Here is a 12695-nt window from a genome sequence, read left to right as displayed (position 1 = left end):
ACAGGCACGCACTGTCACGGATGTGGTCGTTTCCCGCCCGCGCCCGATGCAGGCCTTATAAAAAAAAGCCAACGCATCGAATGCATTGGCCTGAATACGTCGCGCCGCCAGCCCGACTGCGCGAGTCCTGGAGACCCCTCTATGAATTGTCATTCGCGCTCAGCGCGCTCGGCACTCTCACTCGTCAAAGTGCGCCCGCGGGCCATTGACGTTACTTCGCAACCGGCATGGTGAATTCAGCGCCTTTGCTAATGCTGTCTGGCCACCGTTGCATCACGCTCTTGTAGCGCGTGTAGAAGCGAATGCCTTCCTCACCGTATGCGTGATGGTCGCCGAACAACGACTTCTTCCAGCCGCCGAACGAGTGCCATGCCATCGGAACCGGGATAGGTACGTTGACACCGACCATACCGACCTTGATTTGGCGGGTAAATGCGCGAGCGACACCCCCGTCCGACGTGTACAGTGCAACGCCATTGCCAAATTCATGCGCGTTGATAAGATTCACAGCGCTGGCGAAGTCCGGCACCCGAACGACTGCCAAAACCGGTCCGAAGATTTCCTCTTTGTAAATTTTCATGTCGGTGCTGACGTCGTCAAACAACGTGCCACCGATGAAGAAGCCGTTCTCGTTCGCGACCGCATGCGCGCGACCGTCCACGATTAGCTTCGCACCTTCTGCTTCGCCAGAACCGATATAGCTGGCAACCTTCGCTTTATGCTCGGCGGTCACGAGCGGACCCATCTCCGCGTCCAGATTCTCACCATTCTTGATGACCAGCGAATCTACGCGGGGAATCAACTTCTCGATAAGTTGATCGCCCGTGTTGCCGACTGCGACGGCCACAGAGATGGCCATGCAGCGCTCGCCCGCCGAACCGTAGGCCGCGCCGATGAGCGCATCGACCGCCTGGTCGAGGTCTGCGTCGGGCATGACGACGAGGTGGTTCTTCGCGCCACCGAGGGCTTGCACGCGCTTACCGCGCTTCGATGCTTCCGTGTGGATGTACTCTGCAATCGGCGTCGAGCCGACAAACGAAATGGCTGCAACGTCCGGGTGTTCGATAAGCGCGTCGACCGCCACCTTATCGCCGTTCACGACGTTGAACACGCCATCCGGCAGACCGGCTTCCTTGAGCAGTTCGGCCAGGCGCAACGAGGCCGACGGGTCACGTTCCGACGGTTTCAGGATGAACGTGTTGCCGCAGGCGAGTGCAACCGGGAACATCCACATGGGGACCATCACCGGGAAGTTGAACGGCGTGATGCCGGCAACGACACCCAGCGGCTGACGAAGGTTCCAGTTGTCGATGCCGCCGCCAATCTGGTCGGTGAAGTCGGTCTTCAGCAGGTTCGGGATGCCGCAGGCGAACTCGACCACCTCGATGCCGCGCACGACTTCGCCTTGCGCGTCCGTGAACACCTTCCCGTGCTCGCGAGTGATGAGCATCGCGAGTTCGTCGTGATGCTGGTTCAGCAGCTCCTTGAACTTGAACAGGATGCGAGCGCGCTTGAGCGGTGCCATCTCGCTCCAGCTCGGGAACGCAGCGTTCGCCGCCTGGACCGCGCGGTCCACTTCCTCGAGGGAAGCCAGCGCCACTGAGCCCGTCACTTCACCGGTCGCCGGATTGAAGACATCCTTGAAGCGGTCATTTGCTGGAGCGACGACCTGTCCGTTAATGAAGTGGCCAATCTGCTTGACCGAGAGATTTGCTTTTTCGCTTGCTACGTTCATTCTGAACTCCGATTACATGCCGGCCGTGGCCAAGCGGATTACGTCAGGCCACGTCGCGCAGGGCGTCACGCACGGTGGAGAAAATTTGGTCGATTTGCTTCTCGTCGACAATCAGCGGCGGCGAGAAGGCGAGGATGTCGCCCGTATAGCGCACCAGCACACCAGCCTCGAAGCACTTCAGGAACACTTCATAGCCACGAGCACCCATCGCGCCAGCGCGCGACTCGAGCTCGATGCCTGCAACCAGGCCAAGATTTCGCACGTCTTTCACATGCGGCGAGCCCTTGAGTTCATGAGCCGCGTCCTCGAACGTGCCGGACAGCTCCGCTGCGCGTTCGAAAAGCTTGTCGCGCTTGTAGATGTCGAGCGTCGCGACTGCCGCGGCAGCCGCTGCCGGGTGGGCCGTGTAGGTGTAGCCGTGGAAGAACTCGATTGCGTTTTCCGCACCCGCATTGACGACCGTGTCGTGAATCGCGCGACTTGCGGCGACGGCACCCATCGGAATTGTGGCGTTGTTGATGGCCTTTGCCATCGTGATGATGTCCGGTGTTACGTGGAAGTACTCGCTGGCGGTCGGCGCACCGAGACGACCGAAGGCAGTGATGACTTCGTCGAAAATCAGGAGAATGCCGTGCTTGCTGGTGATTTCACGCAGACGTTCGAGGTATCCCTTCGGCGGAACGAGAACACCCGTGGAGCCTGCGAGCGGCTCGACGATGACTGCGGCAATCGTCGAAGCGTCGTGCAGCGCCACGATACGCTCGAGCTCATCTGCCAGGTTGGCCCCAGTCGTGGGTTGACCGCGCGTGAATGCCGACTCGGCGATGTTCAGCGTGTGCGGCAGGTGGTCAACGTGCGGCATGAGATTGCCGGAAAACGTCTTGCGATTCGCGAGGATGCCGCCAACCGAGATGCCGCCGAAGCCGACGCCATGGTAGCCACGCTCGCGACCGATGAAGCGAGTGCGCTGACCTTCACCCCGCGCACGGTGATAAGCGAGGGCCATCTTCAGTGCGGTGTCGACCGATTCGGAACCCGAGTTCGTGAAGAAGATGCGGTCGAGACCTGCCGGCATGAAGTCGGCAACTTTGGCCGCAGCTTCGAACGCCAGCGGGTGGCCCATCTGGAACGTCGGCGCATAATCCATCGTGGCGAGTTGTTCGCTCACGGCCTTCGTAATTTCTTCGCGACCGTGCCCGGCGTTGACGCACCAGAGGCCAGCCGTCGCATCGAGAACTTGACGGTCATCGACCGTCGTGTAGAACATGCCCTTCGCAGCTTTGAACAAACGCGGAGCGGCCTTGAACTGCCGGTTCGCGGTGAAGGGCATCCAGAACTTCGACAGGTCCAGGTTCGGTTGATTCGTGCTCATTTGTTCGCTCCGTGAATGTGGAATCAACTCTAACGAGTTCGATTCGCACAATCACTGGACGGCATTCATTGAGCAGTCAGACCGTATTGTTTTTCTTCTCTGAACTGTATTGATTTGTTGATTTAGTCGTTACCGGCCTGCGACGCCAGCGGTCCAACATCAGCTGTCTCTGGACCAACCGATTCGGTAGACACGTCCGGTCTGAGCGCCCTCAACGCTTTTTGCATATCCAAGGGCGGCGTCGCTCGCGGGAGCTGGCTTCACTCCGCGGAAGTACGGCCCGTAACTTGGAAGCGCCTCTTCAATCACTGTGGGGCTCACGATATTGATGCGAATCCCGCGCGGGAGCTCAATTGCGGCCGCGCGAACGTAGCCCTCGAGACCACCGTTGACCAGCGCTGCGGAGGTGCCAAGTCGAATTGGGTCTTCGTTGAGCAGACCGCTAGTCAACGTGAAAACACCGCCGGCTCGAACAGACGCGAGTCCGAGCTGGACCAGATTTACTTGCCCCATCAACTTGTCCCGTAGGCCTTTCTCATGCAGCTCAATGGTGAACTCCTCGAGCGGACCGAAGTGGACTTTGCCCGCCGCGCAGATGAGCGCATCGAACTCGCCGACTTGCGAGTACATGCTGCGAATCGATTCAGGGTCGGAGATGTCGACGCGGAAATCGCCACTGCTTTTGTTCACGCGGACAATGTCATGTCGCTGGCCAAGTTCAGCGTCCACCGCTTTGCCAATAGTGCCGCTGGCACCAATCAAGATGACCTTCACGAATGTACCTCCATCGATTTGTCGCTTTGAGGACCGGCTAGTCCACGGCCATTAGATACGCGAGCGTCCCTTCAGGGTCTTGAGGAACGCCCACAACTCAGGAACATCAGACGTTGCTGCGTTGAATCTGAACCACTCCGAGTCATGTTCGCCCGGGCGGAAGTAAGAGCCAGGCGCGAGCCAGATTCCCTTGCTCAGCGCATCTTGAGTGACCGCAATGCTGGCGTCGGGCTCAATCGGCAACTTGGCCCAGAGAAAGAGACCAGCGCCGGGAGAATGGAAAATCTCGAGACCGGCGTCACGCATCGACGCGGTAATTTTGGCGTGCGCATTGAAGAGCCGTTCTCGGACGTGCGCAGTGTGTCGGTCGTAATGGCCTTCAATGAGAACGCTTGCGACCGCTCGCTCAGTGACCTCGGACGAGGTTAAGCCGACTGCCATCTTCGTCATTGCGAAGCGCGACAGCAGTTCGCGGTTCGCGGCGATGTAACCGACACGCATAGCGGGCGTGATTGTCTTCGAGAAGCCGGAGACATATATGACTCGTTGAAGACCTTCCATCGCCGCAAGACAAGGGGCTCCAGGAGGCGCAAGCTCCCGCGATATGTCGTCTTCCACAACCCACATGCCTTCTCGGTCCGCTGTTTGCAGCAGTCGGAAGGCCGATGCTGCGTTCAACGAGGTGCCGGAAGGGTTTTGAAGCACAGTATTGACGAACATTACCTTCGGCTTGCGCGTCTTGACTACCTCTTCGAGCTGTGCCGTGTCAATGCCGTCCGGGGTGCGCGGAACGCTCACCACGTTCACAAACGCCACCTTCAAAATCTCCAGCAGGTTGCAATAGCACGGGTCTTCGACCAGCACCGTGTCGCCGGGCCTGAGCAGAGTCCGGACAACGAGGTCGAGCGCTTGTGTTACGCCCTGTGTCATGAGTACATCGTCGACTCCTACAGACAGGGAATACCTTCGCAGCGAATTTGCGATGTGTTCCCGCAACGTCAAAAGTCCGTACGGGTGACCATAGCCACCGAGGCGCGTGCCCGGTAGACGGCTCACGACGCGCAACGCGTGTTGAACCCCGCTTTCATTTATCCAGTCGTTGGGAATCCAGCCACATCCGGCCTTGATAGGGACAGTCTTGTCTGCGAAGACGTCTGAAAGCAACCAAGCCTTATTGAGGCTTGGCGCGCTCCAAGCGGATGCGGCCGGGGGATTTGCAGCAGGGGTGGCGACGCGGTAACCCGCCCCTGCGCGCGCAATGACGAGTCCAAGAGAAACGAGTCGCTGATATGCCTCAGAGACCGTATAGGTGCTCAGCTCGTGGCTCTTCGCGAACGCGCGCACAGACGGCAATGCAGTCCCCGCCGGGAAAGTGCCTTGTCGCAACTCCTGCTCGATTGCAGACACGATCTGGTCGACGAGCGTGCCTTCGTCTTTGCGGGCGCGCGAAAGATTGAGCTTAAACATTCATTACCGGATGTAGCTGCCGCCGTTTACATCGAGTGTAGCTCCGTTAAGCGAAGCCTGAGAGGGCCTCAGGACGAACGCAACAAGTTCCGCCACCTCGAAGGGAGACGCCATCTCACCGATTGGTATGTCAGCAACAGCCGCAGCCTTCCCATGTTTTGCAACGAAATCTTCGGCCATATCTGTGGCCACCCAGCCCGGGCAGATGTTTACGGCCGTGATGCCATCATTGCCAAATGAACGGGCAATGGACTTGGTGATATTCGAAAGCGCTGCCTTCGAGGCGCCGTACGGCATTGCGTTCGCCGCATAACCGCGTTGGCCTGCACGGCTGGACATGTTCACGATGCGGCCGCCGCCGTGTTCCTTGAAGTGCTTGATTGCTTCTCGACACAGGTCGGCCGCAGCAAACACATTCACCTGGAATTCCTTCAACCACGCCAAGCGCCACTCGTCAGGACTCGCATCGACCGTGATTTCGGTGCGGATACCTGCATTGTTAACCAGACCGTGAATACGTCCCTCCGCCTCAACGGCCCGGCGCCACAACTCGAATGCACCATCTGGAGCGGACAGTCCGCATCGGAGAACCACACCTTTACCGTTGATGCGCTTCAGCAACGCTTCGGCATTGGATTTGTCGCTATTGTAGTGAAGGATGGGCCGGGCGCCGGCCGCAGCAACTTGCTCAACAATGGCGGCGCCCAGGCCCCCAGTAGCGCCGGTCACAAGGATTGTTTGACCATCAAGAGGTTTGCCCAAGTTCCTCTCCTAACGTAAAAGATTGACCTGCGGCCCCCAGGTATCGGAAAGCGCGAACCCTTGACCGAATGGGTCATCGGGCTCGACTCGCAATTCGCTGCGCCCGTAGATGTAGCCACGCCCAGTAATGCGAGGCAAAACGGCCTTGCGGCCGCCCACTTCGGTCTCGCCGATTGCCTCGGCGCGGAACTCCCCGCCGATGATTGAGCGCGACGTGCGTATGTCGCCAATAGATACCAATCCGCGAGCATGCAATGTGGCGAGGTTGGCGGAGCTTCCGGTGCCGCAAGGTGAACGGTCTACTCGTCCTGGTTGGAGAGTGGTGCATGTTCGGACGGCGCCGTCCGGCTCCTTATCACGGAACATCACATAGGCAACTTCGTCGACCCCGGTCAGCGTGGGGTGCTTCACCGAGACCTGTTCAGCAACAAGCCGCTTGAGTTCAATCCCGGCCTCAGCTAGAGCGCGCGCGTTGGACGGTTGAATCGACAGCCCCAGTTGCTCGACATCGATGAGCGCGTAGTAGACGCCACCAAAAGCGATGTCTACCTTCACGCGCCCCCAGGTGGGCGTTGCAATCTCTTTATCCAACCATTCTGCGAAGCTGGGAACGTTGTCGAGGCTGACCGACAAGCAGCGCCCACCTTCGCACTGCGCACGCGCAACGATAAGTCCTGCCGGGGTGTCGAGTCGAACTTCTGTCGTGGGCTCCTGCATCGGAACTCGTCCGCTTTCCAGCAACGCAGTAACGACACAGATGCAGTTGCTTCCGGACATCGGATGCGCACGGTCCGCTTGCAGCACGATGAAACCAGCGTCGGCGTCGGCTCGTGTCGGTGCAACCAGCAGGTTGACCGACATCGCGACGTTGGCGCGAGGCTCGAAGGTGACGAAACGCCGCAAGCTGTCGTCGACGTTGTTGATGTGATTCATCTTATCGAGCATGGTGGCACCCGGGATTTCCGGGGCGCCACCTACCAGCACGTGTCCAAGCTCACCTTGGCAATGAACCAGCAACAGTTCCAGAGACTTTTCGAAACGCATCGCGAGCGTCCTTTTATTTGATGTACCAGCCCCAGGGTTCTTCGCTCACAATTTTCGTAATCTGCTTGGTCTCGAGATAGTTGTCGAGTCCCCATCGACCAAGTTCGCGACCGATACCCGATTGCTTGTAGCCACCCCACGGAGCTTCCGTGAACGTCGGTTGCGAGCAGTTAATCCAGACGATACCGGCGCGGAAGGCCCGCGCTACGCGTTCGGCGCGGGCGTCGTTCTTCGACATCACGGCCGCAGCGAGGCCGAAGCGCGAATCATTGGCGAGTTCGACTGCTTCCTCTTCGGTTTCGAACGGGCGAATGCACACGACCGGGCCAAAGATTTCCTCGACCCACGCGTCACTGTCGAGCGGCACCTCGGTGAGTATGGTCGGTTGCAGGTAGTAGCCCTTTTCGAATCCTTCAGGACGCTTCCCACCTGCTACAACCTTCGCACCGGCGGCTCTAGCGGCTTCGACCGCGGCGACCACTTGTTCATGCTGACGCTTGGACACCAGCGGCCCGAGCAGAACGCCCTCATCGAGACCGTTACCAATCGTGATGCGATTCGTCTCTTCAATCAATCGGGCGAGCAACTTGTCATAGATGCCTTCTTGCACCAGTACACGCGAGGTTGCCGAGCAGACCTGTCCTTGGTTCCAGAAGATACCGAACATAATCCATTCGACGGCCTGCTCAATGTCAGCATCGTCGAACACCACGAACGGCGACTTGCCACCGAGCTCAAGGCTCACGCGCTTCACGTCTTGCGCGGCGGCCGCCATGATTTGCGAGCCGACGGGGCCCGAGCCCGTGAACGCGAGCTTGTCAACGCCCTTGTGGTCGACGATAGCCTGGCCCGCGACGGAACCGGCGCCAGTGACGATATTCAGCACGCCGGGCGGCAGTTCCGCTTCATACGCGATTGCGGCCAACTCTAGTGCCGTGAGCGAAGTGACTTCTGCAGGCTTCAAGACGACCGTGCAGCCGGCGGCGAGCGCGGGGGCAACTTTCCACGAAGCCATCAGCAGCGGGTAGTTCCACGGCGTGATAGCGCCTGCTACGCCAATAGGCTCTTTGACCGCTTTGGAACTGAACCGGTCGTCCGAAAGCTGGACCGTCTCTTCTGGCTTATTGTCGAGCTCTTCCGCGAGGCCCGCGTAATACTCGAAGCAGCCCGCGGCATCACCAATGTCCCACATGGCTTCGGGAAACGGCTTGCCGTTGTCGATGGTCTCTAGGCGAGCAATTTCTTCCTGCCGATTGCGGATGCCTTTCGCAATGGCGCGAAGGTACTTGGCGCGCTGCGCGCCGCTGAGCTTGGGCCAGCCATCGTGGTCAAACGCGCGACGTGCTGCCTTGACGGCAATATCGACGTCCTCGGCCGACGCCGCGCTGATGGTCTGAATGACTTCTTCCGTAGCCGGATTGATTACGTTGCGCGTTTCGCCTTTAACGGGCTTGACCCACTTACCGTCGATGTAGAGTTCGTTTCGCATGGTATTTAACTTAAAGCGTTGAAATCAGTTAGAACCGGTCGACGCGATAGGGAGCCATGTCCACAGGAGGCGTCGCGCCGGTAATGAGGTCGGCCATCAATCTGCCTGTGGTTGCGCCGTACGTAAGTCCGAGGTGTCCGTGGCCCGTCGCGTAAAAAACGTTGCGGCGCTTGGCCGACCGGCCCATAACGGGCACCGTGTCCGGCAGTGCCGGACGGTGTCCCATCCATTCGCTGGTTTGCTCAGCCTTGAGCTCGGGCAAAGCTTCCTTAGCTCGCTTCACCAGAACCTTCGCGCGCCGATAGTCCGGATTCGCGTCCAGACCTGCCATCTCGACGGTGCCGCCGACTCGGATGCCGCCAGCGGTCGGTGTCACCATAAAAGCTCGAGCGGGCCAGATTATCGAATGCTTCATGGAGATGCCGGGCGCCATAATCTGCGTGTGATAGCCGCGTTCCGTCTCCAGCGGGATGTGCTCGCTCAGCATCGCGGAAAGGCGACTCGTGAAAGCTCCCGCGGCCAAAACGACCTCACTCGCCTCTAACCGACGGCCGTCTTTGAGCTTGACTGCGCTCACTTGGTTGTCGGTCTGTTCGAATTCAGCGACCTCGCCCTGTTCGATGCGACCACCAAGCGCGTTGAACTGCTCAGCAAGAGCGACAACAAGTTTGTATGGGTCTGCGATCGAGCGGTTGTCTGGAAAAAGGACCGCCTTGCCAATCTTGTGTGTCAGCGCAGGCTCGAGGTCACGAATGACGCTCCCATCCAAAACTTCATGACGGAAGCCGAAGCGCTCGAGAATCTCAATGTGCTCGCGGTCGGCGCGAAATTCTGCCTCGTCTGTGTACAGACTAAGACAGCCTTCCTGGCTGAGCATGTGTTCAAGGCCGGTTTTCTTAAGGAGCGCGTTCAAGTCCTCGTACACTCGACCGCAAAGGACCGCCCCAGCGGCCTCGAGCTCTCGCAACTTCGATGGCCGGCTGGCCAGAAGGAATCGGAGGAACCAAGGCAAAAGCTTCGGCATATACCCAGGGCGAACGCGCACCGGGCCTTCTGGGTCCAACATCCATTTGGGCATCTGTGCCCAGACTCCTGGGCGCGACGCCGGCATGAATTCGGTGACCGCGATACTGGCCATGTTTCCGAACGACGCCCCCTTCCCAGGGGCATCCTTGTCGACAATCACGACCGTCTTGCCTCGGCTCTGCAAGTCGTACGCGATGGAAGTGCCGATAATTCCCGCACCAACGATGACGATAGGCGACACAAATACTCTCCGCGAACGCTTGCAGATGGCTGAGCCGTGCCACTCAGCCGCGATAACCTATTACCAGTTCAGGATAGGTTCCATTGCTGCACGGAATGCCTTCTTTTCTTCTTCGGTGAGTTCACCGAGCGGCGCACGAGCCTTGCCTACCGACGTGCCCTGGAGCTCGCAGCCATACTTGATTTTCTGAACGAACTTGCCGCTTTCGAGAATGTTCATCGCGCGATAGAGCGTTGCCATCATTTCGCGAGCCTTCTCCAACTCGCCCGAGCGGTACGTACGGTCGAGATCACAGCAAGCCTTTGCCATACAGTTGGCCGGGCCGCAAATCCAGGTATCCGCGCCCCAGAACATGAAGTCTAGTGCGACGTCGTCGGAGCCGGAAACCAGGTCGATACGGCCCTTGTAGCGCGAGTAGATGTCGATAGCGCGTTGCAGAACGCCTGAGCTTTCCTTGATACCGATGACGCGCGGGTCATCCGCAAGTGCATCCATCAGGTCGAACGAGATTTCGATGCCGTCCTTGGGCGGGTAGTTGTACAGGATGAGATTCACGCCCGTCGCGTCGAGGACCGCGCGGTAGTGCGCAAGCAATTCTTCCTGCGTCGGACGGGTATAGAACGGCGTTGCGAGCAGAACCGTGTCGTAGCCGATTTCCTTTGCCTTCGCCGTGTTTTCGATGACTTCACGCGTGGCAGGCGCATTCGTGCCGGCGATGAGGTATTCGTTGTCGTTTGCGAAGTCCTTCACGAAACGCAGAACCTCCTCGCGCTCTTCGTTCGACATAGAAAAGTACTCGCCAGTCGAGCCCAGCGGCACCCAGCCAGTAACTCCTGCGGCGCGCAGGCCGAGCATGTGTTTCTCAAGCGCTTTGAAGTCGACCTTGTTGTTGGCATCAAAGGGCGTCACGAGGGCGGGCATCACTCCAGACAATTTCATCGGTTTCTCCGTAAGGGTCATCAAAGGCTGCAGGCGTTACGAGTTCACTTCAACCCCGCTTGAAAACTGCGGGCTTCAGCGCTTTCTTCTTCGGCTGAGCCTTGTGAAAAAAGCGGTTCTAAAAAATCCATCGTGCCCTTCTAGCGCACCGTCCACCGTATTTAGACGACTCGACGCGCAAGACACTCACTCCCAACCTTCGGCTGGCTATTGACAGCAATCAGAGGTGTATGTTTTTATGTGTGCAACTTTGTATGCATGAAGTGTAAGAACACAAACTTGCGCTGTCAACTAGGCGATTCTCCCTAGTGCATGGGCTGACGGCCGTCGACGCGTACAAAACCGTTTGCTGGGCAGACGGAGCCTGCCCCTTCAAAGAATGAGTAGCTTTTTCAACTAAAAACATCTACCGATACAGTTTTAAAAACTGTTCGTAAGTAACTAGCATCTCGAAACTACCAGACCGTGGCCGATTGGCAGGTCAATCAACTCTTGTCATTTTCAGTTGCGGAGCAAAGATATGCGAGTCGTCGTCCTAGGTAGCGGGGTCGTCGGTGTCACAAGCGCGTTTTATCTCGCGCGTTCGGGCCACGAAGTCGTCGTGATTGACCGGGAGGAAGGTCCCGCGCTGGAAACGAGCTTCGCGAACGCCGGTCAGATTTCTCCCGGCTATGCTGCTCCGTGGGCCGCGCCTGGCGTGCCGTTGAAGGCGGTTAAGTGGATGTTCCAAAAGCACGCACCGCTCGCAATCAGACCAGACGACGAAGACAAGCAGTTTCAGCTTCAGTGGATGTGGCAGATGCTGCAGAACTGCACAGCGGAGCGCTATGCCGTCAATAAAGCCCGCATGGTGCGCCTCGCCGAGTACAGTCGAGACTGTTTGCAGGCGCTGCGCGCAGAGACGGGCATCCAATACGAGGGACGGACGGGCGGCACACTTCAGGTCTTTCGAACGCAGCAGCAGTTCGACGGTGCGGCGAAAGATATTGCCGTCCTTAAAGAAGCGAACGTGCCGTACGAACTTTTGAGTGCCAATGAGCTTGCCCGAGCCGAGCCAGCGCTCGCAGCAACATCGCATAAGCTGACAGGTGGCCTGCGTTTGCCCGGTGATGAGACTGGCGATTGCCAACTGTTTACGACGCGCCTTGCGGCACTCGCAGAACAAGCGGGTGTCACATTCCGGTACAACACGACCGTAGACGGGCTGTTGGTTGAGGGCGGCAAAGTCATCGGAGTCCGGCACGGTGCCAAGCTCATTCATGCAGACGCGTTCGTGGTCGCCTTTGGCTCGTACTCGACGAACTTCCTGTCTGGCCTCGTGAAGATTCCGGTGTACCCGCTTAAGGGTTACTCCATCACGGCGCCTATCGCCGATGAAGCCCACGCGCCGGTCTCCACTGTGCTCGACGAAACCTACAAAATCGCAATCACGCGCTTCGACAAACGCATCCGGGTGGGAGGCATGGCCGAAATCGTCGGTTTCGATAGGCGCCTGCGCGATGCTCGTCGCGAGACGCTGGAGATGTGTGTGAACGACTTGTTCCCGGGTGGCGGCGACACACGGCGAGCTACTTTCTGGACCGGACTGCGTCCGATGACACCGGACGGGACCCCGATTGTCGGCAACACGGCTGTACCTAACCTGTACCTCAATACCGGCCACGGCACGTTGGGTTGGACAATGTCATGCGGTTCCGCGCAGCTGCTCGCTGACCTCATCTCCGGACGAAGACCCGCGATTCAGTTCGACGACTTGAACGTGTTCCGATACGCGAAAGAAGCGCCGGCTCCCGCGGACTTCGCCCTTAATTGAGTATCCTCGTCAGCGCAAGCACCTTCGCGATCT

The 12695-nt window shown here is 58.7% G+C and carries 10 protein-coding genes; 1 reads left to right on the top strand and 9 read right to left on the bottom strand.

The window, feature by feature from the left end:
• Window positions 1-211: 211 nt before the first annotated feature.
• From AWB74_RS29305 to dapA, 9 genes are all read right to left on the bottom strand, one after another.
• The gene (locus AWB74_RS29305) at window positions 212-1735 is read right to left on the bottom strand and encodes a CoA-acylating methylmalonate-semialdehyde dehydrogenase (RefSeq protein WP_061150142.1); all 1524 of its coding nucleotides are present in this window, start codon (window positions 1733-1735) and stop codon (window positions 212-214) included.
• A gap of 43 nt (window positions 1736-1778) precedes the next feature.
• Entirely contained in the window at window positions 1779-3107 is a 1329-nt protein-coding gene (locus tag AWB74_RS29300; protein WP_061150141.1) for an aspartate aminotransferase family protein, read from the bottom strand.
• Between the two features lie 159 nt (window positions 3108-3266).
• On the bottom strand, window positions 3267-3881 hold the full coding sequence (locus AWB74_RS29295; RefSeq protein ID WP_061150140.1) for a short chain dehydrogenase: 615 nt from the start codon (window positions 3879-3881) through the stop codon (window positions 3267-3269).
• A gap of 51 nt (window positions 3882-3932) precedes the next feature.
• The gene (locus AWB74_RS29290; RefSeq protein ID WP_061150139.1) at window positions 3933-5348 is read right to left on the bottom strand and encodes an aminotransferase-like domain-containing protein; all 1416 of its coding nucleotides are present in this window, start codon (window positions 5346-5348) and stop codon (window positions 3933-3935) included.
• Between the two features lie 3 nt (window positions 5349-5351).
• Entirely contained in the window at window positions 5352-6110 is a 759-nt protein-coding gene (locus AWB74_RS29285) for an SDR family NAD(P)-dependent oxidoreductase (RefSeq protein ID WP_061150138.1), read from the bottom strand.
• 9 nt (window positions 6111-6119) lie between these two features.
• The gene (locus tag AWB74_RS29280; protein ID WP_061150137.1) at window positions 6120-7154 is read right to left on the bottom strand and encodes a proline racemase family protein; all 1035 of its coding nucleotides are present in this window, start codon (window positions 7152-7154) and stop codon (window positions 6120-6122) included.
• Between the two features lie 13 nt (window positions 7155-7167).
• On the bottom strand, window positions 7168-8643 hold the full coding sequence (locus tag AWB74_RS29275; protein WP_061150136.1) for an aldehyde dehydrogenase family protein: 1476 nt from the start codon (window positions 8641-8643) through the stop codon (window positions 7168-7170).
• A 28-nt stretch (window positions 8644-8671) separates the two neighbouring features.
• Window positions 8672-9910, bottom strand: a complete 1239-nt coding sequence (locus AWB74_RS29270; protein ID WP_061150135.1) for an NAD(P)/FAD-dependent oxidoreductase — start codon at window positions 9908-9910, stop codon at window positions 8672-8674.
• A 60-nt stretch (window positions 9911-9970) separates the two neighbouring features.
• Window positions 9971-10849, bottom strand: coding sequence for a 4-hydroxy-tetrahydrodipicolinate synthase (gene dapA / locus AWB74_RS29265; RefSeq protein WP_061150134.1), 879 nt, complete (start codon window positions 10847-10849; stop codon window positions 9971-9973).
• A 520-nt stretch (window positions 10850-11369) separates the two neighbouring features.
• Here dapA and AWB74_RS29260 point away from each other — a divergent pair.
• Complete coding sequence (locus AWB74_RS29260) at window positions 11370-12662, top strand: D-amino acid dehydrogenase (protein WP_061150133.1); 1293 nt, start codon at window positions 11370-11372, stop codon at window positions 12660-12662.
• Window positions 12663-12695: the final 33 nt, after the last annotated feature.

It is taken from the genome of Caballeronia arvi (assembly GCF_001544695.2).
Lineage (GTDB): Bacteria > Pseudomonadota > Gammaproteobacteria > Burkholderiales > Burkholderiaceae > Caballeronia > Caballeronia arvi.
Note: the sequence above shows the minus strand (reverse complement) of the source record. Positions and strands in the feature narration are given on the sequence as shown.